Genomic DNA, 23,923 nt, shown 5'->3' on the forward strand with positions numbered 1-23,923 from the left:
CTCAAAATAAGGCAGGTCGGCAAGTCCGACCACCAGCGGGCTTGAAAAAGCCCGCAATAGCCTTCATCTTGTGTTGCAAGCCTATCGGATTTGGATCGAACGAATGACTGACACCCGCAACGGCGAGGACAACGGCAAGCTGCTCTATTGCTCCTTCTGTGGCAAAAGCCAGCATGAAGTGCGCAAATTGATTGCCGGCCCCTCGGTCTTTATCTGCGACGAGTGCGTCGACCTGTGCAATGACATCATCCGCGAGGAGGTGCAGGAAGCCCAGGCCGAAAGCAGCGCGCATAAATTGCCTTCGCCTAAAGAAATCAGCGGCATCCTTGACCAGTATGTAATTGGTCAGGAGCGTGCGAAAAAGGTTTTGGCCGTAGCGGTGTACAACCACTACAAGCGCCTGAACCAGCGTGACAAAAAGGCTGACGACGTCGAACTCGGCAAGAGCAACATCCTGCTGATCGGCCCGACCGGCTCTGGCAAGACCCTGCTGGCTGAAACACTGGCCCGCCTGCTGAACGTTCCGTTCACCATCGCCGACGCAACCACCCTCACCGAGGCCGGTTACGTAGGTGAAGATGTCGAGAATATCATTCAGAAACTGCTGCAAAAGTGTGATTACGACGTGGAAAAGGCCCAGATGGGCATTGTCTACATCGATGAAATCGACAAGATTTCCCGCAAGTCCGACAACCCGTCGATCACCCGCGATGTTTCCGGTGAAGGCGTGCAGCAGGCCTTGCTCAAGTTGATCGAAGGCACGGTCGCTTCCGTTCCGCCGCAAGGTGGCCGCAAGCATCCGCAGCAGGAATTCCTGCAGGTCGACACCCGTAACATCCTGTTCATCTGCGGTGGTGCGTTCTCCGGTCTGGAAAAGGTTATTCAAAACCGTTCCACCAAGGGCGGCATCGGTTTCAACGCGGAAGTTCGTAGCAAGGAAGAAGGCAAGAAAGTCGGTGAATCCCTGCGTGAAGTCGAGCCTGACGATCTGGTCAAGTTCGGTCTGATCCCGGAATTCGTCGGTCGTCTGCCGGTCCTCGCCACGCTGGACGAGCTGGATGAGGCTGCGCTGATGCAAATCCTCACCGAGCCGAAAAATGCTCTGACCAAGCAGTATGCCAAGCTGTTCGAGATGGAAGGCGTGGATCTGGAGTTCCGGACCGACGCACTGAAATCGGTCGCCAAGCGTGCCCTGGAACGTAAAACCGGTGCCCGTGGCCTGCGTTCGATTCTCGAAGGTGTGCTGCTCGACACGATGTACGAAATCCCCTCGCAGTCCGAGGTGAGCAAAGTCGTCATCGATGAAAGCGTGATTGAAGGCAAGTCCAAGCCACTGTATATCTACGAAAACAGTGAGCCGACGGCCAAGGCAGCGCCGGACGCGTAAGCGTCCACACTGCCGGAACAAAGAAGGGGCCTTCGGGCCTCTTTTTTTTTATGTCGTTTTTTACATCCGCTTTGCGCTTGTTTTTTTTCAAGGCAGCCCCCATCTTGGTTTCAAGATTAATTCCATCTGATTACGGCCATATGGCCGCCGTAGAGGCGAAATCATGAAGACAACCATCGAATTGCCTCTCCTGCCATTGCGTGATGTCGTGGTTTATCCGCACATGGTTATCCCGCTGTTCGTGGGGCGCGAGAAATCCATCGAAGCCCTCGAGGCTGCGATGACGGGCGACAAGCAGATCCTGCTGCTGGCCCAGAGAAACCCGGCTGACGATGATCCCGGTGAAGACGCTCTCTATCGCGTAGGTACTATTGCGACTGTCCTGCAGTTGCTGAAGCTGCCGGACGGCACCGTCAAGGTCTTGGTCGAGGGCGAGCAGCGTGGTGCTGTAGAGCGCTTCAGCGAAGTCGACGGGCATTGCCGCGCCGAGGTCTCGCTGATCGACGAAGTCGAAGCCGCCGAGCGCGAGTCGGAAGTTTTCGTGCGCAGCCTGCTGTCGCAGTTCGAACAATATGTGCAGTTGGGCAAGAAAGTCCCGGCTGAAGTCCTGTCGTCGCTCAACAGCATTGATGAGCCTGGCCGCCTGGTCGACACCATGGCTGCGCACATGGCGCTGAAAATCGAACAGAAGCAGGAAATCCTCGAAATCATTGATCTGTCGGCCCGGGTCGAGCACGTGCTCGCCTTGCTGGATGCCGAGATCGATCTGCTGCAAGTTGAAAAACGCATTCGCGGCCGCGTCAAAAAGCAAATGGAGCGCAGCCAGCGCGAGTACTACCTGAATGAGCAGATGAAGGCCATTCAGAAAGAGCTGGGCGACGGTGATGAAGGTCACAACGAAATCGAAGAGCTGAAAAAGCGCATCGATGCCGCCGGCCTGCCGAAAGATGCTCTGGCCAAGGCCACTGCCGAACTGAACAAGCTCAAGCAAATGTCGCCGATGTCCGCTGAGGCCACCGTGGTGCGCTCCTACATCGACTGGCTGGTGCAGGTGCCGTGGAAGGCACAGAGCAAGGTACGCCTCGATCTGGCGCGTGCTGAAGACATTCTCGACGCTGATCACTACGGCCTTGAAGAGGTCAAGGAGCGCATCCTTGAATACCTCGCCGTGCAAAAGCGCGTGAAGAAGATCCGTGGCCCGGTGTTGTGCCTGGTCGGTCCTCCGGGTGTAGGTAAAACCTCGCTGGCGGAATCGATCGCCCATGCCACCAACCGTAAATTCGTGCGTATGGCCTTGGGTGGCGTGCGTGACGAGGCGGAAATCCGTGGTCACCGCCGGACCTACATCGGTTCGATGCCGGGAAGATTGATTCAAAAGATGACAAAAGTGGGCGTGCGCAACCCGCTGTTCCTGCTCGATGAAATCGACAAGATGGGCAGCGACATGCGTGGCGACCCGGCGTCGGCGTTGCTGGAAGTGCTCGATCCGGAGCAGAACCACAACTTCAACGATCACTATCTGGAAGTCGATTACGACCTGTCCGATGTGATGTTCCTGTGCACCTCGAACTCGATGAACATCCCGCCGGCGCTGCTGGACCGGATGGAAGTCATTCGCCTGCCGGGCTACACCGAAGACGAAAAGATCAACATCGCCGTCAAGTACCTGTCGCCAAAGCAGATCGCCGCCAATGGTCTGAAGAAGGGCGAGCTGGAATTCGACGAAGAAGCGATTCGCGACATTATCCGTTACTACACCCGTGAAGCCGGTGTGCGTGGTCTCGAACGGCAGATCGCCAAGGTCTGCCGCAAGGCCGTGAAAGAGCATGCGCTGGAGAAACGCTTCTCGGTAAAAGTGACAGCTGACCTGCTGGAGCATTTCCTCGGTGTGCGTAAATTCCGCTACGGTCTGGCAGAGCAACAGGACCAGATCGGTCAGGTGACTGGCTTGGCCTGGACGCAAGTGGGCGGCGAATTGCTGACCATCGAAGCGGCTGTGGTACCGGGTAAAGGTCAACTGATCAAGACCGGTTCGCTGGGCGATGTAATGGTCGAATCGATCACTGCTGCGCTGACCGTTGTGCGCAGCCGTGCGAAGAGCCTGGGGATTCCGCTGGACTTCCACGAGAAGCGCGACACGCACATTCACATGCCGGAAGGGGCAACGCCGAAAGACGGTCCGAGCGCTGGTGTAGGCATGTGCACCGCACTGGTTTCGGCATTGACCGGAATTCCGGTGCGCGCCGATGTTGCCATGACCGGTGAGATCACACTGCGGGGTCAGGTGCTGGCAATTGGTGGTCTGAAGGAAAAACTGCTGGCGGCTCATCGCGGCGGAATCAAGATTGTGATTATTCCGGAAGAGAACGTGCGTGATTTGAAGGAGATTCCTGACAATATCAAGCAGGATCTGCAGATTAAACCGGTTAAATGGATTGACGAGGTCCTGCAAATTGCGCTGCAATACGCGCCGGAGCCCTTGCCGGATGTGGCTCCGGAGATAGTTTCCAAGGACGAAAAACGTGAGTCTGATTCAAAGGAAAGAATTAGCACGCATTAATACGTTTTTGCCTGGGGGGCTTCCTTGACAGCTTTTTAGAGCCCTTGTTATAAAGCGGCTCTTAAGTGTCTGTAGGCCATTCAGCACTCGTTTTTGCTTTCACCAAAAAACTTAGAATCATCTCAAAATAGATATAAGGGGACTTAGAGTGAACAAGTCGGAACTGATTGATGCTATCGCTGCATCCGCTGATATCCCGAAAGCTGCTGCTGGCCGTGCGCTGGACGCTGTAATCGAATCCGTCACTGGCGCTCTCAAGGCTGGCGACTCCGTTGTTCTGGTTGGTTTCGGCACTTTCTCCGTGACTGATCGTCCAGCTCGCGTTGGTCGTAACCCACAGACCGGCAAGACGCTGCAAATCGCTGCTGCTAAAAAGCCAGGTTTCAAAGCCGGTAAAGCACTGAAAGAAGCTGTCAACTAAGTTAGTTTGTTTCAGGTTTTTACCCATCCGGGTCGGGGTCATGCCTGACTTGGCAGCGGAGCGGTAGAGCAGGTCGCTGAAGCAGTGGCCTGTAACGCCGGGATCGAGGGTTCGAGCCCTGTCCGCTCCGCCAGTTACGAGAAGGCGCATCCTCGGATGCGCCTTTCTTCTATCCGGATTCTACCCACGCTCCACGGTTGCCAAATTTTTGAAGTTCAACCGTTTCTGGGGGACGCATGCTGCAGAATATCAGGGACAATTCACAAGGCTGGATTGCCAAGACCATTATCGGGGTCATCGTTGCACTGATGGCTCTGACCGGTTTCGATGCCATTTTCAAGGCCACGACGCACACCAACGATGCGGCCAAGGTCAATGGTGAAGAAATCAGCCAGAACGAGCTGAGCCAGGCCGTTGACATGCAACGCCGTCAGCTGATGCAACAGCTGGGCAAGGACTTCGATGCTTCTTTGCTTGACGAAAAAATGCTCCGCGAATCGGCCCTCAAGGGTCTGATCGATCGCAAGCTGCTGCTGCAAGGCGCAGAACAATCGAAATTCGCATTCTCCGAAGGTGCACTGGACCAGGTGATCCTGCAGACCCCTGAATTCCAGGTGGACGGCAAGTTCAGCTCCGAGCGCTTCGACCAGGTGATTCGTCAACTGGGCTACACCCGTATGCAATTCCGCCAGATGCTGGCTCAGGAAATGCTGATCGGTCAGTTGCGTGCTGGCGTTGCTGGCAGCGGTTTCGTCACCGACGCCGAAGTCTTGGCTTTCGCCCGTCTGGAAAAACAGACCCGCGATTTCGCCTCGCTGAACGTCAAGGCCGATCCGGCGGCGGTCAAGCTGACCGACGATGAGGTCAAGGCCTACTACGACGAGCACGCCAAGGAGTTCATGACGCCTGAGCAGGTGATTGTCGATTACGTCGAGCTGAAGAAGTCGTCGTTCTTCGATCAGGTTGCCGTCAAGGACGAAGACCTGCAGGCGGCGTATCAGAAAGAGATCGCCAACCTGTCGGAACAGCGTCGCGCGGCGCACATCCTGATCGAAGTCAACGACAAGACCACCGACGCTCAGGCCAAGGCGAAGATCGAAGAAGTCCAGGCGCGCCTGGCCAAGGGCGAAAAATTCGAAGCGCTGGCCAAGGAGTTCTCGCAGGATCCGGGTTCGGCCAACAATGGCGGTGACCTCGGTTTCGCCGGTCCTGGCGTCTACGATCCAGCCTTCGAGAAAGCCCTGTACTCGCTGAACAAGGACCAGGTGTCCGAGCCGGTGCGTACCGATTTCGGTTACCACCTGATCAAGCTACTGGGTGTCGAGGCGCCGGAAGTCCCGACCCTGGCCAGCCTGAAAGACAAGCTGACCCGCGAGCTGAAGACTCAACAGGTCGAGCAGCGCTTCGTCGAGGCGACCAAGCAGCTGGAAGACTCGGCGTTTGAAGCGTCTGACCTGGCTCAGCCGGCAGCGGATCTGAAACTGACCGTGCACACCTCCAAGCCGTTCGGCCGTGAAGGTGGCGAAGGCATCGCAGCCAACCGTGCTGTGGTGACCGCCGCGTTCAGCCAGGAAGTGCTGGAAGAGAACGCGAACAGCACCGGCATCGAGCTGGACCCGGAAACCGTGGTCGTGCTGCGCGCCAAGGAACACCTGAAGCCTGAGCAGCTGCCGCTGGAAGCCGTGAACACGGCGATCCGTGCGCAGTTGACCAAAGAGCACGCCAGTGCTGCGGCCAAGACCAAGGCTGATCAGTTGATCGCCAGCCTGCGTGATGGCAAGACACCGCTGGACAAGGCGGTTGATGGTCAAAGCTGGAAGGTTGTCGCTGCGGCGACTCGCGCTCAGGAAGGGGTTGACCCGACTGTGCTGCAGGCGCTGTTCCGCATGCCGAAACCGGCGGCCAAGGGCAAGCCGACGTTCAGCAGCGTGACGTTGCAGGACGGTAGTCTGATGATTGTGCGTCTGGACGGTGTGAACGAGGCCGTTGCGCCGACTGATGAAGAGAAAGCGCAGTACCGTCGTTTCCTTGCTTCTCGTGAAGGGCAGCAGGACTTCGCGGCGTTCCGCAAGCAGTTGGAGAGTCAGGCGGACATCAAGCGGTATTGATGGTTGACTGATTGGTAACAGAGAAAAAGCCCCGATCTTATGGTCGGGGCTTTTTTTTGCATCTGGCTTTTTGGGCGTGGCGGGCCTTGCAGATCAAGCGCTGCAGCCGAGCTAACGCTCCTCCTGTTGAGTGGTGAGAGGGTTGTTGATTTCTGTGGGCGCTGGTTTGCCAGCGATGGCGCCAGGGCGCCTGCAGCGGGGTCTGGCGGCGCATCTGCAGCATGTCGGTCAATTCTGGGTGTTATGGCCTTCGCGTCGCCATGCAACCGCTAATTTGCGGGTATTTATCGATCATTTATCGACGCGGCTTTTTCCAGACGCCCATCATCGGTAAAGTTGTAACTGTTTTAAGACACTAATCCGTACGCCGCGGCGCCGCGATCTGTTGCACAATACGCCCCGGACCGTTTTCCCTCAGGATGTTTAATGTTGATTTCAACTCCCATGCGTGTCGTTGGGTTGGCGCTGTTGTTGACCGCTGTTCCCGGCTGTTCGAAAGACAAGCCGATCTATGAGCATGAGAATTTCGACGATTCCGGTACGTATTCTCGCAATTACCCGGTGGCCGATGTCGCCAGTTGCGAGGCGGCACGTCGTGCGCTGCTCAGCCAGGGCTACATCATCACCAGCAGTGACCCGAAATTGGTCAGTGGCCACAAGAGCTTCCAGCAGACCGGTGAAACTCACCTGGAAATCAGCTTCAACGTAGTGTGTGCCGAAGACGGCAGTGCCAAGCACCATGCCACGGTGTTCGCCAACGCCTTGCAGGACCGCTATGCGCTGAAGAAGACCAACAACTCCGCCAGCCTCGGCGTTGGCGTGTTGGGTTCGGTGTCGATGCCGATTGGCTCGTCGGACGATTCGATGGTCAAGGTCGCCAGTGAGACCGTGACTTCGCAGAAGTTCTACGAGCGTTTCTTCACCCTGGTGGAGCTGTTCCTGCCGGCGGATGCGAAGAAAGCCGCGCACATCGAAGAAAAGCCCAAGACCGATCTGGGTGTGCCGGAGCCGAAGCCTGCCGCTGTAGCGCCGACAACTCCCGCCACACCTGCACCGGCCGTAGAGACAGCGCCTGCGCCGCCGCCGGCCGGGATTGTCGAGCCAGCCCAGACCACCACTCCGGCAGCGACGCCAGTGACACCTGCGCCGGCTCCGGTTGCACCGACGCCAGCAGGCTCCGAGCCGGTGGTGCCGCCGGCCGAGTCCGCGCCGATCACTCCGGCACCGAGCGCAGAGCCTGCGCCGGCCACCGAAACGATCACGCCGCCGGCCAACCCAACCAATATCCCGCCACCGTCCGAGCCGATTCCGGCGATGCAGTAATCCGGACAGGGAACCCAGTGGGAGCCAGATGGCTCCCACCGTTGTTTCTGCACCAAGTGAAATCTCGTTACATTCCCCCGACAAAACTCCCGCGATAAATTCCTGACCACCTGCTACGTTTTATTCATGAAGGCGGGGTTTCACTTTTCCTTCATACGGGCACGATATGCTCGAGGCGCTGGTCATTTGACCGGGCTATTTTTCATACGGGCAGCAGGGGGATGACACGATGGACGACTATCAAGAAGAACTGCTCGAATACCAGGCGTATGAACTGGATCAGCCAGAGCCGGCCGAAGACGCCACCGAGTTGTAAGGGCTCAGGCGGTTTTGCGGTGACTGCGGCGAAATTCGCCGGGCGTCTGGCCGCTCCAGCGTTTGAAGGCGCGCTGAAACGCCTCGGCTGAGGCAAAGCCCAGCAGATAGGCAATTTCGCCGAACGCCAGTTCGGTGTCGCGGATGTACGTCATTGCCAGGTCGCGGCGGGTGTCATTGAGGATCGCGCGAAATTGCGTGCCTTCCTCGGCCAGTTTGCGGCGCAAGGTCCAGGTCGGCAGCTTCAGGCGCGCCGCCACTTCTTCCAGGTCGGGTTCCCGGCCACCATTGAGCAACGGCCCCAACAGCTGAGTGATGCGTTCACGCAGGCTGCGGGTGCGGGTCAATTGCTCCAGTTCCCGTTCACACAATGCGAGCAAGTGCTTCCAGGTGCTTGGGCAGTGTTCCGGGTTGCGCAGGGCGAGGCTGTTCAGGCTCAGGCGCAGTTGATTGCGTTCGGCGCCGAACTGGATCGGGGCGTCGCCGAGCACGCTGTAGGCATCGCGGTAGTCCGGTTCGTCGAACTCGATCTCGATGCGCTCGGCCCGCAGAGGCTCGCGGCCGACGCTGGACAACTGATGCAGCCAGCCGGCGATGATCGAATCCACCACAAAGCGGTTATAGGCGTTGTACGGGCTGATCGAGTAGAAGCGTAGCCAGGCGCCGTGCGCGTCTTCGTGAAAGCTCGACTGCCCGCGATAGTTGGAGCCGTACAGCGGTTCGAAACGGATCAGGCAACGGGCTGCTTCGCGCACGGTCGGCGCCTGTGCGGCGGTGACCCCGGCCAGTCCGGCCTGGCTCAGGCGGCTGAGCTGACCCATGCGCAGGCCCAGTGCCGGATCGCCGGTCAACTGGATCGCGCTGTGCCCCAGGCGCATGTAGCGCGGGATCGACAGCCGCGCACCGGCCTCGGCCAGTCGCGCCGCGTCCAGACCATATTGTTCGAGCAACGGTTGCGGATCGGCGCCACGGCTGCGCACCGCATCGGCGAGGCTGTGAACGAAGCCGACCGACAGATCCCCCAGGCGCATCGGCAGCGGCTTCATCGCTTACAACCAAATGTTCAGCAGACGCGCGCCACGGGCTTCGCCATCGGCGAATTGCTGACCGTTGCTGCTGAGGAAACTTTGCCCCGAACTCGGCTTGTCCCAGAACTGCCCGCGCAGGAACACACTCATGCCGGCAAGCGCGCGACTGCTCGGCGGCTGCGCGGTCAGGGTCAGGCGATGCCAGGCCTGGCCTTCACTGATTTCCCCGGGCTTGAGGCTGATCGACCCTGGCGTATTCGAGCCCTTGTAGCCGCCCCACGGCTGGTTCCACGCACCGTGACCGACCACAAACGCCGGCACCGCCACCAATTGCGCGCCGAGCTCGTCGAGTTGGCGATAGTTGTCCGGGTACCAGCTGTCGCTGCCGATCAGCACACCGAGACGCCCGGCCGGGGTGTCGACCACGGTGATTGCGTGCTCGTCTTCGCTTTCGATCACGTCACGTTGTTCGAAGATCGGGTGCATCTGCCGTTGTGGCTGACCCAGCGGCACGCCATCACGGCCAAACACCACGCTGCTGTTAAACAGCGCGCCGCTGCCGGGTTTGAGTTGGCCGTCGCGAACGCTCGGTTCGGGCAGCACGATCGAGCCGGCCACCAGCGTCACATGGAATTCCTTGGCCAGCCCGCCGAACAGCGCCTGGTAGTCCTTGGCCATGGCCTTGGACTTCATGCGCAGGTGCGCGTCGTCGAGACGATTCTCGCCCTTGGCAGTGAGCCAGGCGCGGGCGAACAGCAGCGGGTTGCTCGCCGCCAGCCAGTTCATCGCTTCGGCGAGGGTCGGGGCCTGATACAGCTCGTCTTTCTCGCCACTGATCATCAGCCAGGTGCCGACATGTTCGGGCAGGACCACCACGGTTTTTTCGTTCAGCAGCCCCTGATCCTGCGCCTGCTGCAGATAGGCCGCGAGTTTGCGGTGCAGGCGTTGCGGGCTCTGGTAGTCGGTGGGGAACAGTTCCGGCTGAATCCCCAGCAGGTTGCCACGGTCGCCCGGCGTACCCTGATCGACCGCCAGTTTGATGCGCAGGTCCGACAGGTAATGCCCCGCCGGCCGGTCCGCCGCCCACATGGCGTAGGTGGTGAGGGCGGCAACGATGGCCATGGAAAAAAACAGGTACAGAAGTTTGCGCATGAAAACCAACAACAGCCGGTACAGGGTGTGGCGACTAGGGTAGGGCGCATGCCTGCGCTTGCCAAGGGGCGCTGCGCATTTTGATCATTAACTTGTCAGTTTCGGTCATTGAGTGACAGCAGTGCGACTCTTAGTCTGTCGAACATGACTGACGGGGGACGCAGAGCTCCCGCAATTTCCGTGATTGCTCGTTGTGGAGTTACCGATGACCGCCGCTCACTACCCGCACCTGCTGGCCCCGCTGGACCTGGGATTCACCACGCTGCGCAACCGCACCCTGATGGGTTCGATGCACACGGGCCTTGAAGAAAAACCGGGCGGTTTCGAACGCATGGCGGCGTACTTCGCCGAGCGTGCCCGTGGCGGTGTGGGCCTGATGGTCACCGGCGGTATCGGCCCGAACGACGAGGGCGGGGTGTACTCCGGCGCAGCCAAGCTGACCACCGAGGAAGAAGCGCTCAAGCACCGCATCGTCACCCGCGCGGTGCACGAGGCGGGCGGCAAGATCTGCATGCAGATCCTCCACGCCGGACGTTATGCCTACAGCCCGAAACAGGTCGCGCCGAGTGCGATCCAGGCGCCGATCAACCCGTTCAAGCCCAAAGAGCTGGACGAGGAAGGCATCGAGAAGCAGATCAGCGACTTCGTCACCTGCTCGGTGCTGGCGCAGACTGCCGAGTATGACGGCGTCGAGATCATGGGCTCGGAAGGTTATTTCATTAACCAGTTCCTCGCCGCGCACACCAACCACCGTACCGACCGCTGGGGCGGCAGCTACGAAAACCGCATGCGCCTGCCGGTCGAGATCGTGCGCCGTGTGCGAGAAGCGGTCGGCCCGAATTTCATCATCATCTTCCGTCTGTCGATGCTCGATCTGGTCGAGGGTGGCAGCACCTGGGATGAGATCGTGACCCTGGCCAAAGCCATCGAGCAGGCCGGTGCGACCATCATCAACACCGGTATCGGCTGGCACGAAGCGCGGATCCCGACCATCGCCACCAAAGTGCCGCGCGCCGCTTTCAGCAAGGTCACCGCCAAACTGCGCGGTTCGGTGAGCATTCCGCTGATCACCACCAACCGTATCAACACCCCGGAAATCGCCGAGCAGATCCTCGCCGAGGGCGACGCCGACATGGTCTCGATGGCCAGGCCGTTCCTCGCCGACCCGGACTTCGTCAACAAGGCCGCTGAAGGCCGTGCCGATGAAATCAACACCTGCATCGGCTGCAACCAGGCGTGCCTCGATCACACCTTCGGCGGCAAGCTCACCAGTTGCCTGGTCAACCCGCGTGCCTGCCACGAAACCGAGCTCAACTACCTGCCGGTGCAGCAGATCAAGAAGATCGCCGTGGTCGGTGCCGGGCCTGCCGGTCTGGCCGCCGCGACCGTGGCGGCCGAGCGCGGCCATCAGGTGACTCTGTTCGATTCGGCCAGTGAGATTGGCGGCCAGTTCAATATCGCCAAGCGCGTGCCGGGCAAGGAAGAGTTTTTCGAAACCCTGCGTTACTTCAAGCGCAAGCTGCAGACCACGAATGTCGAGGTGTGCCTGAGCACCCGCGTCGACGTGGCGAAACTGGTAGACGGCGGCTACGACGAAATCATCCTCGCCACCGGCATCGCGCCGCGTGTGCCGGCGATTCCGGGCGTGGAGAACGCCAAGGTGCTGAGCTACCTGGACGTGATCCTCGAGCGCAAGCCGGTGGGCAAACGGGTTGCCGTGATTGGCGCGGGCGGTATCGGTTTCGACGTCTCGGAATTCCTTGTGCACCAAGGCGTGGCCACCAGCCTGGATCGCACCGCGTTCTGGAAAGAGTGGGGCATCGACACCCATCTGGAAGCCCGTGGTGGCGTGGCCGGGATCAAAGCCGCGCCGCACGCGCCGGCGCGGGAAGTGTTCCTGCTGCAGCGCAAGAAAACCAAGGTCGGCGATGGCCTGGGCAAGACCACCGGCTGGATTCACCGCACGGGCCTGAAGAACAAACAGGTGCAGATGCTCAACAGCGTTGAATACCTGAAGATCGACGACGAAGGCCTGCACATTCGCATCGGCGAAACCGGCGAGCCGCAAGTGCTGGCGGTGGACAACATCGTGATCTGCGCCGGCCAGGATCCACTGCGTGAGCTGCAGGAAGGCCTGGTGGCAGCGGGGCAGAACGTGCACCTGATCGGTGGCGCGGATGTGGCAGCGGAGCTGGATGCCAAACGCGCGATCAATCAGGGATCGCGTCTGGCAGCTGAACTGTAAGCCCCCCTGTAGGAGCTGCCGCAGGCTGCGATCTTTTGATTTTGCTTTTAAGACCAAGATCAAAAGCTCGCAGCCTGCGGCAGCTCCTACAGGATGTTTTGCTGCTGTTAGAATGGGTTTTTTCTGATGCTGTTGCGCCCATGCTTCTTCCCCCCGCCCACTGGCTACCCCAAGCCCCCCTCGAACCGCTGCAACTCGACTGGCTCACCCGCGCCGGAATCGACGTCGCGATCCTGCGTCTGGATCGGATCGACCCGCTGATCAGCGGCAACAAATGGTTCAAACTCGTCGAACACCTCAAGGCCGCCGATCGTGCCGGCGCGCGTGGCATCATCAGCCTCGGTGGCGCGCATTCCAATCATCTGCATGCCCTGGCCGCTGCCGGCAAGCGTCTGGGTTTCGAAACGGTCGGCCTGTTGCGCGGGCATCCGCAGCAGACGCCCACGGTGGCGGATTTGCAGGCGTTCGGCATGCAACTGCACTGGCTTGGTTACGGCGGCTATCGGGCGCGGCATGAACCCGGCTTTTGGGAGCCGTGGCTGGCGCAGTTCCCGAATCTGCATGCGGTGCCCGAGGGCGGCGGTGGAATGGCCGGTGCACTGGGCTGCAAAACGCTCAAGGAACACGTGAGCGCACAACTGAGCAAGCTGGGCTGGTGCGATTACCACGGCTGGTGGCTGGCCTGCGGCACCGGGACGACGCTGGCGGGGCTGGTGCTCGCCGAGGCCGGTGAGCACCCGGTGTACGGCGCGCTGGCGGTGCCCGAGGACCACGGCGTGGCGCCGCAGGTGCAGGCGATTGTTCGGGAGGCGGGTCTGGCGGCGGCGGACTACAGCTTGATCGACGCGAGTCGGGGTGGTTTTGCCAAGGTTGATCCGGTGTTGCTTGAGTTCATCGAGAACACCGAGAGCAGCAGCGGCGTTGCATTGGAGCCGCTGTATACCGGCAAGGCGTTATTGGCGCTGCAGCAGCAAATCGAGGCGGGCAGGTTCGATCAAGGCTCGCGGCTGATCTTTGTTCATACCGGCGGTTTGCAGGGGCGCCGCGGATTCAGTGCCTACTGTTGAACTTATGTGGCGAGGGAGCTTGCTCCCGCTCGGCGGCGCAGCCGTCGTAAGTCCAGCGACAGCGCTCTGCCTGACTGTCCGCATATTCAGAATTCAGGTCTGCTGCGCAGCCCGGCGGGAGCAAGCTCCCTCGCCACAGGGGTATTTCACCGGGGCAATGTTCAGCCGCGCTTGGGCATCATCCGCAACAACGTGTTATCGCCCACCACATAATGGTGATACAGCCCCGCCAGCGCATGCAGGCCGATCAGCCAGTAACCGATGTTGCCGATCAGCACATGCCAGTGTTCCACCTGCTTGGCCAGCGCCTTGTCCTCGTGGACCAGCAGCGGCAGATCGAAGCCGTAGAACATCACCTGATGCCCCTCGGCGCTGGTGATCAGCCAGCCGAGAATCGGCATGCTGATCATGAACAGGTACAACAGCCAGTGCATCACCCGCGCCAGCACGGTTTGCCATTGCGGTGATGCCGGGAAGATTTTCGGTGCCGGGCCGATACTGCGCGCCACCAGGCGAAACCACACCAGCACGAACACGGTCAGGCCGAGCATGTAGTGCACTTCGCGGATCAGCGAGCGGCCGCCACTGCCTTTGGGAAAGATCCCGCGCAACTCCATGCTGGCGTACACCAGCACCAACAGGACCAGCATCAGCCAGTGCAACAGGACGGACACGGTGCTGTAGCGTGATTCGGAACTTGTCCACGGCATACGGTGTTTCCTCACAGATCAGGGTCGCCACGTGCCGTTGTTGTGCGACGGCATGCTTTAACTGTAATCCGCTTTGGCGGATTTGCCTGATGCCGCGCGGTGTTTCACTGCGCTGACTCAGAGCAATGCCCATAAAAAACGCCAGTGTCGCGACGACCCTGGCGTTTTTTGTTGTGCATGTAAAAGGCGCGATCAGCTTGATTGCGGCATCTCGCCGTTGGCCAGGCGCTTGTTGATGTCGGCAATCACTTCCGGCAGGTCGCTGATGGTGTCGATCATGTAGTGCGGGCGCGAACCGGCGAACAGCGCGTGGATGCGCTCGCGTTCGCTGGCCAGTTCGTCGCTGCCCAGCGCACGGTAACCGGCGTAATCCAGGCCCAGCGCGTTGCCCGAGCAGATCAGCGCCACGGTCCACATCCCGGCGCGACGGCCTTCGAGGATGCCCGGCACGGTGTCGTCGATCTTCACGCAGGCCGCGACGTCGTCGATGCCCAGCGCAATCACGTTGGCCAAGGCCTGAGCCGGCCATGGGCGACCGTTCGGCACTTCGTCGGTGGCGACCACGTGGTCGGCGACGTAGCCGTTGCTGGCGGCGAGGGCCACAACCCTGTCCATCACCTGTTTCGGGTAGCCGGAGCAGGAACCGATCTTGATCCCTTGCTGGCGCAGGTTGGCGATGGTGTCCAGCGCGCCGGGAATCAGCGCCGAGTGTTCGGCGATCTTCTCGATCTGCAGCGGCATGAAGCGGTTGTAGATCGCGGTGACGTCATCGTCGGTCGGGGTGCGGCCGAACGCTTTGCGATAGCGCTCGGCAACCTGCGGCTGATCGCACAGGGTGCGGATGTGGTCCCACTTGCCCATGCCCATCGGGCCACGGGCCTCTTCGATGGAGACCTGAACGTCGAACTCGGCGAAGGCCTCGACGAAGATCTGCGTCGGGGCGAACGAGCCGAAGTCGACCACGGTGCCGGCCCAGTCGAGGATGGCGGCTTGCAGCTGGGTTGGGTTGGTGTAGTTCATGGCAAAAATTCCTGAGTTGAAATGCAATTCAATGTAGGAGTGAGCCTGCTCGCGATAGCGGATGGTCATTAAACATCTTGGTCGACTGACACGACCTCATCGCGAGCAGGCTCACTCCTACAGGGGGATTTGTGGTGTGGCTTAGATATCGAGCACTTCCATCTCGCGCAGCACTTCGCCCACGGCCGCGACAGCCTGGCGCATGTCGTCCGGGCTGACGTGGCCGATGCAGCCGACGCGGAAGGTTTCGACCTGGGTCAGTTTGCCGGGGTAGAGGATGTAGCCCTTGGCCTTGACCCGTTCGTAGAAGTCTTTGAACTGATAGCGCGGTTCTTGCGGCGCATGGAAGGTGGCGATGATCGGCGCCTGGATTGCCGCCGGCAGGAAGCTGCGCAGCCCGAGCTTGCCCATCTCCTCCATCAGCGCCTGACAGTTGGCGGCGTAACGTGCGTGGCGGGCCGGCAGGCCACCTTCTTCGTTGTACTGCAGCAGCGCTTCGTGCAGCGCCGCGACCACGTGGGTCGGCGGGGTGAAACGCCACTGGCCGGTCTTCTGCATATAAGCGTGTTGGTCATACAGGTCCATCGCCAGCGAATGCGAATGGCCGGCGGCTGCGGCCAGTGATTCTTTGCGGGCAAACACGAAGCCCATCCCCGGTACGCCTTCCAGGCATTTGCCGGAGGCGGCGATCAGCGCGTCGAACGGCACCTTTTGCGCATCCACCGGCAATGCGCCGAACGAGCTCATGGCATCGATGATCAGGCGCTTGCCGTGTTGCGCCACGACATCGGCGATTTCCGCCAGCGGGTTGAGGATGCCGGTGCTGGTTTCGCAGTGGATCAGCGCGACGTGGGTAATGTCGGCATCGGCGCGCAACAGACGATCGACGTCGGCGGCGGTGGTCGGTTCGTCCTCGGCGGTTTCGAAGGTGCTGAACGCGCGCCCCAAGACTTCGCAGATCTTCGCCAGACGCTTGCCGTAGGCACCGTTGATCAGCACCAGGATTTTGCCGTCACGCGGCACCAACGTGCCGATGGCGGCTTCGACGGCGAAGGTGCCGCTGCCCTGCAACGGCACGCAATGGTGGCTGGCGGCACCGTTGATGATCGCCAGCAATTGTTCGCAGAGGCTGGCGGTCAGTTGATTGAAGCGGTCATCCCATGACCCCCAGTCGATCATCATCGCCTGGCGGGTGCGGGCCGAAGTGGTCAACGGGCCGGGAGTGAGCAGGATGGGTTCGGCGATACTCATTCGTGTGTCCTCGGGAAGCGCTGTGGGATGAAGCTACGGGGCATACGTTGCAATTCGGCGGTGCATCAATCAAATTGTTTGTTGTTATGCCAGCCATCAGTGAGGGTTATTCATGAATCTGTTCCAGCTGCGCGCCTTCGACGCCGTGGCCCGGGAAGGCAGCTTCACCCGTGCCGCCGCGCGGTTGTTCATCAGCCAGCCAGCGGTCACCGGGCACATCAAGGCGCTGGAGGAGCACTACCAGATCACCTTGCTGCGGCGCACCGCGCGACGGGTGGAACTGACCGAGGAGGGCACCAAACTGGCGGCGATCACCCGGGCGATGTTCGGTCTCGCGGAAGAGGCGCAGACCCTGCTCGAAGCCAACCGCCAATTGCTCACCGGGCGTCTCGAAGTGGCGGCGGACGGCCCGCACATGGTCATGCCGATGCTCGCCAGCCTGCGCGCGCGGTATCCGGGAATCACGGTCAATCTGCGCTTGGGCAATGCCCAGGAAACCCTCGCCGCGCTATTGTCCGAGCACGCCGATGTGGCGGTGCTGACCGAAGTCGAACCGCGCAAGGGCCTGCATCTGCAAGCGTTGAGCGAGTCGCGGATCTGCGCGCTGGTGCCCGCCGGGCATGGGTGGGCGCAGCGTGCCGGCGAGGTGCAGCTCAAGGAGCTGGATCAGGTGATCATGGTCTTGCGCGAGCCGACCTCGATTACCCGCCGCACCTTCGATCAGGCGTGCGCGCAGGCGGCGGTGAATCCGCGGGTGCTGCTGGAACTGGACAGCCGCGAGGCCGTAACCGAGGCGGTCGCCGCTGAACTGGGGGTGGGCGTGGTGTCATCGGTGGAAGTCAGCCATGACCCGCGGGTGGTGGCGATTCCGATTGTCGGGGAGGGGCTGGTGAACCGGCACATGATCGGTTGCATGGAGCGGCGGCGGGAGTTGCGCTTGATTCAGGCGTTCTTTGGTCTGGCGCCGGCCTGATACACCGTGGTGCGTCCTTCGCGAGCAGGCTCGCTCCCACATTGGTCTTGCGGCGCATACAAATCCCCTGTGGGAGCGAGCCTGCTCGCGAAGGGGCCAGAACTGTTCACACCAGGCTCTCGCGAACCATGTCGAGGAAGGTCGCCACCACCCGCCGCGAACTCTGCTCGCGCAAGCACACCAGGGTCTCGGTCAAACGCCGGGTGCAATCGGTGATCGGCAGCGCACACACCCGCGAGTCCGCACCAAATTCCGCCGCCGACACCACGCCGACACCAATCCCCACCACCACCGCCTCACGCGCGGCTTCACGGCCTTCGACCTGAATCGCAGGGCGAATGCGAAATCCGGCGCGCGCCATTTCTTCTTCCAGGGTCTGCCGGGTCACCGAGCCGTGTTCGCGCAACACCAGTGGCGTGTCATCCAGATCCGCCAGACAGATCGACTCACGTTCGGACCAGGGATGATTGCGCGACACGAACGCCACCATCGGGTCGTTGCGCAGCGGCACGCACAGCAAACGCTCATCACTGACATCACGCCCCAGCAGCGCCAGATCGGCCTGATAGTTGAACAGGCGAAACAGCGATTCGTCGGTATTGCCGGTTTCGATCTTCACGCTGATCCCCGGGTAGCGCTCGCAGAACCGGGCGATCTGCGGCAGCACGTGGACCGGGGCATCGACCGCGAGAATCAGACTGCCGGTCTGCAACGCCTGGGATTCCTGCAACAATTCCTGGGCTTCAGCCTCAATCACAAACAGGCGCTGGGTGATTGCCAGCAGGCGCTCGCCAAGATCGGTCAGGCGCACGGAACGTTTATTGCGATGAAAGAGTAAAACGCCGAAGCGCTCTTCGAGTTTGCGCACCTGGTCGGAAATCGCCGGTTGCGTGAGAAAAAGCCGTTCGGCGGCTTTGGTGAAGCTTCCATGAACGGCCACGGCGTGGAAGGCTTTGAGCTGGGCGTGAGACACCGACATGTAGCCTCCAGAAACAAGCTGAGCTTATGTGTGAAATACGATAAATCGATTTTATTTATTAAACAGTAATTGCTTTGATCCGCTCACGCCATCGCTTACTGCCGCTCGGGCAGCAACGCTGGCGATGAGCCTGTGCGTGCATCAACAGGACTCATCTGACCGCCAGAGCCATAGGGATGGGGTGCTGGCGCAGTGCTCAAACAATAAAAAACACAGGCGTTTACTTAACGATTCTGCCGGCACACTCACACCCTGAGGTCAGAACCACAATGAACAAGCACATCGGCACCCTTGCGCGTTGGCGCATGCAGATCTTCGCTATCACCTGGCTCGCGTACGCCGCTTTCTACTTCACCCGCAAAGCCTTTTCGGTGGCCAAACTGGGCATCGCCGAAGACCCGACCTTCATGCTCGACAAGATGGCCATGGCCAACCTCGACGCGATCTATCTGGCGGCCTACGCCATCGGCCAATTCACCTGGGGCATGCTCGCCGACCGCTTTGGCCCGCGGGTCGTGGTGCTGGGCGGCTTGCTGATTTCCGCCGGTGCCGCGCTGGTGATGGGCAGCTTCGCCACGCTGCCGATCTTCGCCACTTGCATGCTGATTCAGGGGCTGGCGCAGTCCACCGGTTGGTCGGGGTTGTGCAAGAATCTCGGCAGTTTCTTCCCGGCGCAGCAGCGTGGCCGGGTGCTCGGATTGTGGAGCTCCTGCTATGCGTTCGGCGGTCTGGTCGCCTCGCCGTTCGCCGGCTGGTGGGCGTATACGCTGATGGGCACCTGGCACGCGGCGTTTATTTCCAGCGCGGCGGTCGTTGCGGTGGTCGCGGTGCTGTTCTTTATCTTTCAGCGCAACAAGCCGGAGGACGTCGGTTTGCCGGCGGTAGAGCCGGAGCCGGAACTGAGCGCTGAAGAAACCGCAGCCAACAGCAAACTCAGCGTCTGGGAGCCATTGAAGGAAATCCTGCGCAACCGCACGGTGCTGGTACTGGGCCTGGCGTACTTCATGTTGAAACCGGCGCGTTACGCGATTCTGCTGTGGGGCCCGGTGATCGTCTTCGAACAGATGCCGAGTGTCGGCAAGGTCGGTGCGGCGATCATTCCCACCTCGTTCGAACTGGCCGGGCTGCTGGGGCCGATCATGATCGGCATGGCCTCGGACAAACTGTTCGGCGCCCGGCGCATGCCGGCCTGCGTGCTCAGCCTGCTGGCGCTGACCGTGACCCTGGCGCTGTTCATGGGCGCACTGCACACCGGCAGCGTGATGCTGGTGGTGGCGTTGCTGTTTGTCATGGGACTGACGCTGTACGGACCGGATTCGATGATCAGCGGCGCCGCCGCCATCGATTTCGGCAAGGCCAAGGCCGGTGCCACGGCGGCCGGTTTCGTCAACGGTTGCGGCTCGGTCGGCGCGGTGCTCGGTGGGTTGCTGCCGGGTTACTTCGATTCGGTGACCGTGTTTATCGTCTTCGCCGGCTGCGCGTTGTTCTCGGCACTGGTGTTGATTCCACACTGGAACAGCCGTCCGGTGGGGGTCATGGAGCCGCGCGCGTCCATTCCCAATTGCCCACTGACCATCAAACCTCTGCGTAACTGAAAACCCTTGCCTCGCGGCCTGCTGCGGTGCTCGCGGCAGGCTGTGTCGTGGCCATTTGACTGGAGAATCCCATGCGACCGTTTTGGCTCGAGCAAGCCTTGCAGGCCGATCCATCCCCGACATGCCCACCGCTGCAGGGCGAAGTGCGCACCGACGTGTGCATCGTCGGCGGCGGCTACACCGGGCTGTGGACGGCGATCATGCTTAAGCAGCAGAACCCGGAACTCGATGTGCTGTTGATCGAAGCCGACATCTGCGGCGCCGGCGCCAGTGGGCGTAATGGTGGCTGTGCGCTGTCGTGGTCGGCCAAGTATTTCACCCTCGAGCGCCTGTTCGGCGTCGAGGAGGCGGTGCGTCTGGTCAAGGAATCCGAACGCAGCATTCATGCGATCGGCGAGTTCTGCGAACAGTACGGTGTCGATGCCGATTACCGCCTCGACGGCACGCTGTACACCGCCACCAACCGGGCGCAGGTCGGTTCGACCGACGCGGTGATCGCGGCGCTGGAGCGCAACGGCATCAACTCCTTCACCCAGCGTCCGCTGGCCGATGTGCAGCGCATGGCCGGATCGAGCAAGCATCTGGAAGGCTGGTTCTCCCCGGCAGCAGCCAGTGTGCAACCGGGCAAACTGGTGCGCGGGCTGCGCCGGGTGGCGTTGCAGCTGGGCGTGAAGATCCACGAAAACACGGCGATGACCGGGCTGGAAGAAGGCCGCCCGGCGCGTATCCACACGGCCACCGGCAGCGTGATCGCCGACCGTGTGGTGCTGGCGATGAACGCGTGGATGGCCCGGGCGTTTCCGCAGTTCGAACGCAGCGTGGCAATTGTTTCCAGCGACATGCTGATCACCGAACCGCGCCCGGATCTGCTGCAGGACATCGGTTTGACCAGTGGCGTCACCGTGCTCGACTCGCGGATTTTCGTGCACTACTACCACAACACCCCGGACGGCCGGATCATGCTCGGCAAGGGCGGCAACACCTTCGCCTATGGCGGGCGGATGCTGCCAGTGTTCGATCAGCCTTCGCCGTACGCCGGGTTGCTCAAACGCAGCCTCAGCGACTTCTTCCCGGCCTTTGCCGAGGTAAAAGTCGACGCGACGTGGAACGGGCCGTCGGATCGCTCGGTCACCGGTTTACCGTTTTTCGGGCAGATGAGCGCCAGCGGCAATGTGTTTTACGGCTTCGGTTATTCCGGCAGCGGCGTCGGCCCGTGTCACATGGGCGGGCAGATTCTCGCGTCGCTGGTGCAAGGCCTCGACAACCCGTGGACCCGCTCGCCACTGGTCAACGGGCCGCTGGGTTATTTTCCGCCGGAGCCGATCCGTTACCTCGGCTCGCTGATGGTGCGCAACGCCATCCGCCGCAAGGAGCGCGCCGAGGATCACGGTCGCCGGCCGCGGCATCTGGACGTGCGGCTGGCGAAGTTCGCCGCAGCGGCGGGCAAGGCCGACAAGGGCTGAGCGCTACGGATCGGCGCTGTTGAGCAGCCAGTCGAGCAGCAGGCTGCTGTCGCTCGTCGGCGCCGGTTCACTCGGCGCGGGAGGGCGCGAGTTGGTGAGGCACAGGATCGGTCGATCCGGATCACTGTCGAGAAAACTCACCCATACCTCACTGCCGGCGCGGGGCAGTTCATGGGCGGCGAGGCGGCCACTGGCGCCGGTCAGTGCAATCGGTAGCCACAGGCAAACCGCCTCCACGTCCGGCGCCGGCCACAGGCTGACCGCGATGCGCCCCCGTTCATCCAGTTGCGCCGGCTGACCGGGCGCGCCCAGCACCCGCGCCAGATGATAGCCCGCGATGTTCGGACGTGGTTGCACCAGGGGCGGGCGAAACTCGGTGGACCAGGGCAGGGCGCTGAAGTCATTGCGATAGCGATGCACATCGCTCGCCGGATCGAGGATCGACGGGTGCTGGCCTTGATGCTGCAGCTCGGTGATCAGCCATTGTTCGTTGAACGCATTGATCGGGTGCCCGCTGATCTGTAGCAGCTGTCCGCTGCGCAGTGCGCTGCAATCGCTGCGTCCGTGGATCGAGCGCGACTGGCAGCGCTGGCGCTGCAAATGGCGCCGGCTGCGTTGTTCGGCGTGGCGCTGCTCGCCCGACAGCTGCAAGGGATTGAGCGTGGGCAGGGGGTGATTGGCCGCGTCATCGGCGATGACCTGCTGGCCGCGATTGCGAATGCCTGGCGCGGTCACCAGCGGTGTCGCGTCATGCCGCTGAAACAGGCTGCTGAGGCGCGGTGAAGGGCTGTCGTCCGCTACGGCGAAGGGCACCGGCAGCGGTTCCTGCGGCAGGCTCAGGTTGTCATCGGCAAACACCACGACATGCCCGTGCGGCCGGTGTTCGAAGTGATAGTGGATGCCTTCTTCCTCGCACAGGCGTTGCAGCACGTCCAGGTCGCTTTCCTCGTACTGGATGCAAAACGGCCGCGGCGGGTAGTGGCCGACGCTCATCTCGATCCGGTAAGCGTCTGCCGCCAACCCGTGTTCGCCGAGCAATTGCGCGAGGATGGCCGGGACGCTCGCCTGCACGAAGACCCGGCGCCGCGGCGCCTGCGCCAGGTTCAGCAGCTGCGGGACCAGGCTCAGCCGATAGCCGATCCGGTGGCTGGCGCGGTGCTCGCAACTGACGCTGTGGATCAGCCCGTGAATCCCGTGATCGGCACCCAGACGCAAATACGCCGGTTGGCGCAGCAGGCTGCTCGGGGGGAGTGCGGGGGCCAGGCCGATCACATCAACCTCGAAACGAAAAGGCTGATTGAGGGCTTCCTTGCCACTGAAACGCAGCACCGGCAGGCACAGTGGGCCGTCGGTCAGGGTCAGGGTGAACGGGGTTTCCTGGTCGTTGAGCATGCGTAAGGGCTCTGTGGGGCAATACGGGCGGCAGAGGGTACGAAAACGCGAGCACGAATGGTCATGGCCAGTGGGATTTTCAGAATCGCCCTACAAGGTCTGGTGAAGATGTCGATTCAACAATGCATTTTTTTGGTCGATTGCCGACTTTAGGCCGTATAAACTTGGCGCCACGCGTCGGCCAATAGATGTCTCGGCGCCACAGATCAAGAGAGTGAGTAATGGGCGCACAGTGGAAGGTTAAACACAAAGAAGCGGCAGCCAACGCCAAGGGCAAGATCTTCGGCAAACTGGTGAAAGAAATCACCATCGCTGCCCGCAACGGTGCCGATACCGCCACCAACGCACACCTGCGTCTGGTGGTCGAGCAGGCCAAGAAAGCCTCGATGCCCAAGGAAACCCTGGACCGCGCCATCAAGAAAGGCGCCGGCCTGCTGGGCGAAACCGTGCAGTACCACCGTGTGACGTACGAAGGTTTTGCGCCGCATCAGGTTCCGTTGATCGTCGAGTGCGTTACCGACAACATCAACCGCACCGTTGCAGAAATCCGCGTGGCTTTCCGCAAGGGGCAACTCGGCGCTTCCGGTTCGGTGGCCTGGGACTTCAACCATGTCGGCATGATCGAAGCGTCGCCGGACAGCCCGGACGCCGATCCGGAAATGGCCGCGATCGAGGCCGGTGCCCAGGACTTCGAGCCGGGTGAAGAGGGCGCGACCCTGTTCCTGACCGATCCGACCGACCTCGACGCGGTGCAGAAAGCCCTGCCTGAGCAAGGCTTCACCGTGCTGTCGGCCAAACTCGGCTACCAGCCGAAAAACCCGGTCAGCGGTTTGAGTGCCGAGCAGATGGCTGAAGTCGAAGCCTTCCTCGAAGGCCTCGACAACCACGATGACGTGCAGGACATGTTTGTCGGTCTGGCGGGCTGATCTGTTGC

18 protein-coding genes and 1 pseudogene are annotated in these 23,923 nt (G+C 61.3%); 12 read left to right on the forward strand and 7 right to left on the reverse strand.

What is annotated here, in order from left to right; all coding sequences use genetic code 11:
• Nucleotides 1-103 precede the first annotated feature (103 nt).
• The 6 genes and pseudogenes from clpX to HBN98_RS14340 all read left to right on the forward strand — a co-directional run bounded on the left by clpX (nt 104) and on the right by HBN98_RS14340 (nt 7,799).
• Nucleotides 104-1,387 (forward strand): ATP-dependent Clp protease ATP-binding subunit ClpX, encoded by a 1,284-nt coding sequence (clpX, locus tag HBN98_RS14320; protein ID WP_003223632.1) that lies wholly within the window; start codon nt 104-106, stop codon nt 1,385-1,387.
• Nucleotides 1,388-1,550: 163 nt separating this feature from the next.
• Nucleotides 1,551-3,947, forward strand: a complete 2,397-nt coding sequence (gene lon, locus HBN98_RS14325) for an endopeptidase La (protein WP_083366359.1) — start codon at nt 1,551-1,553, stop codon at nt 3,945-3,947.
• A gap of 148 nt (nt 3,948-4,095) precedes the next feature.
• Entirely contained in the window at nt 4,096-4,368 is a 273-nt protein-coding gene (locus HBN98_RS14330) for an HU family DNA-binding protein (protein ID WP_008077714.1), read from the forward strand.
• A 236-nt stretch (nt 4,369-4,604) separates the two neighbouring features.
• Nucleotides 4,605-6,476, forward strand: a complete 1,872-nt coding sequence (locus HBN98_RS14335) for a SurA N-terminal domain-containing protein (RefSeq protein ID WP_083366358.1) — start codon at nt 4,605-4,607, stop codon at nt 6,474-6,476.
• Between the two features lie 172 nt (nt 6,477-6,648).
• Nucleotides 6,649-6,810 (forward strand): annotated as a pseudogene (locus HBN98_RS27920) (LysR family transcriptional regulator); the annotation flags it as partial.
• A 92-nt stretch (nt 6,811-6,902) separates the two neighbouring features.
• Nucleotides 6,903-7,799 (forward strand): DUF2242 domain-containing protein, encoded by an 897-nt coding sequence (locus tag HBN98_RS14340; RefSeq protein WP_083366357.1) that lies wholly within the window; start codon nt 6,903-6,905, stop codon nt 7,797-7,799.
• A 320-nt stretch (nt 7,800-8,119) separates the two neighbouring features.
• Here the strand turns inward: HBN98_RS14340 and HBN98_RS14345 are convergent, their stop codons facing one another.
• Together HBN98_RS14345 and HBN98_RS14350 are read right to left on the reverse strand one after the other, a co-directional pair.
• Nucleotides 8,120-9,160, reverse strand: coding sequence for an AraC family transcriptional regulator (locus HBN98_RS14345; RefSeq protein WP_083366356.1), 1,041 nt, complete (start codon nt 9,158-9,160; stop codon nt 8,120-8,122).
• A gap of 3 nt (nt 9,161-9,163) precedes the next feature.
• The gene (locus HBN98_RS14350) at nt 9,164-10,294 is read right to left on the reverse strand and encodes a nitrilase-related carbon-nitrogen hydrolase (RefSeq protein WP_083366355.1); all 1,131 of its coding nucleotides are present in this window, start codon (nt 10,292-10,294) and stop codon (nt 9,164-9,166) included.
• A 205-nt stretch (nt 10,295-10,499) separates the two neighbouring features.
• Between HBN98_RS14350 and HBN98_RS14355 the strand changes: the two genes are divergently transcribed.
• Entirely contained in the window at nt 10,500-12,539 is a 2,040-nt protein-coding gene (locus HBN98_RS14355) for an NADPH-dependent 2,4-dienoyl-CoA reductase (protein WP_083366354.1), read from the forward strand.
• A 140-nt stretch (nt 12,540-12,679) separates the two neighbouring features.
• Nucleotides 12,680-13,606, forward strand: coding sequence for a 1-aminocyclopropane-1-carboxylate deaminase/D-cysteine desulfhydrase (locus HBN98_RS14360; protein WP_083366353.1), 927 nt, complete (start codon nt 12,680-12,682; stop codon nt 13,604-13,606).
• 161 nt (nt 13,607-13,767) lie between these two features.
• Here the strand turns inward: HBN98_RS14360 and HBN98_RS14365 are convergent, their stop codons facing one another.
• The 3 genes from HBN98_RS14365 to HBN98_RS14375 all read right to left on the reverse strand — a co-directional run bounded on the left by HBN98_RS14365 (nt 13,768) and on the right by HBN98_RS14375 (nt 16,587).
• Complete coding sequence (locus tag HBN98_RS14365; protein ID WP_064586935.1) at nt 13,768-14,316, reverse strand: cytochrome b; 549 nt, start codon at nt 14,314-14,316, stop codon at nt 13,768-13,770.
• 192 nt (nt 14,317-14,508) lie between these two features.
• On the reverse strand, nt 14,509-15,336 hold the full coding sequence (gene phnX, locus HBN98_RS14370) for a phosphonoacetaldehyde hydrolase (protein ID WP_083369353.1): 828 nt from the start codon (nt 15,334-15,336) through the stop codon (nt 14,509-14,511).
• A 141-nt stretch (nt 15,337-15,477) separates the two neighbouring features.
• On the reverse strand, nt 15,478-16,587 hold the full coding sequence (locus tag HBN98_RS14375) for a 2-aminoethylphosphonate--pyruvate transaminase (protein WP_083366352.1): 1,110 nt from the start codon (nt 16,585-16,587) through the stop codon (nt 15,478-15,480).
• 112 nt (nt 16,588-16,699) lie between these two features.
• On the opposite strand from HBN98_RS14375, the gene HBN98_RS14380 reads away from it, so the two are divergent.
• A complete protein-coding gene (locus HBN98_RS14380; RefSeq protein WP_083366351.1) occupies nt 16,700-17,560 on the forward strand; it encodes a LysR substrate-binding domain-containing protein in 861 nt (286 codons plus the stop codon).
• A gap of 106 nt (nt 17,561-17,666) precedes the next feature.
• Here HBN98_RS14380 and HBN98_RS14385 read toward each other — a convergent pair whose 3' ends face one another.
• Entirely contained in the window at nt 17,667-18,539 is an 873-nt protein-coding gene (locus HBN98_RS14385; protein WP_064586939.1) for a LysR family transcriptional regulator, read from the reverse strand.
• 269 nt (nt 18,540-18,808) lie between these two features.
• On the opposite strand from HBN98_RS14385, the gene HBN98_RS14390 reads away from it, so the two are divergent.
• Both HBN98_RS14390 and HBN98_RS14395 read left to right on the forward strand, forming a co-directional pair.
• Entirely contained in the window at nt 18,809-20,134 is a 1,326-nt protein-coding gene (locus HBN98_RS14390) for an MFS transporter (protein ID WP_083366350.1), read from the forward strand.
• Nucleotides 20,135-20,205: 71 nt separating this feature from the next.
• A complete protein-coding gene (locus HBN98_RS14395; protein ID WP_083366349.1) occupies nt 20,206-21,597 on the forward strand; it encodes an FAD-dependent oxidoreductase in 1,392 nt (463 codons plus the stop codon).
• A 3-nt stretch (nt 21,598-21,600) separates the two neighbouring features.
• On the opposite strand, the gene HBN98_RS14400 is transcribed toward HBN98_RS14395, so the two are convergent.
• Nucleotides 21,601-22,989, reverse strand: coding sequence for a type VI secretion system Vgr family protein (locus HBN98_RS14400; RefSeq protein WP_064586942.1), 1,389 nt, complete (start codon nt 22,987-22,989; stop codon nt 21,601-21,603).
• Between the two features lie 221 nt (nt 22,990-23,210).
• Here HBN98_RS14400 and HBN98_RS14405 point away from each other — a divergent pair, with 221 nt between their 5' ends.
• Nucleotides 23,211-23,915 (forward strand): YebC/PmpR family DNA-binding transcriptional regulator, encoded by a 705-nt coding sequence (locus tag HBN98_RS14405; protein ID WP_083366348.1) that lies wholly within the window; start codon nt 23,211-23,213, stop codon nt 23,913-23,915.
• Nucleotides 23,916-23,923 lie beyond the last annotated feature (8 nt).

The sequence above is a fragment of the Pseudomonas koreensis genome (assembly GCF_012986595.1).
Lineage (GTDB): Bacteria > Pseudomonadota > Gammaproteobacteria > Pseudomonadales > Pseudomonadaceae > Aquipseudomonas > Aquipseudomonas koreensis.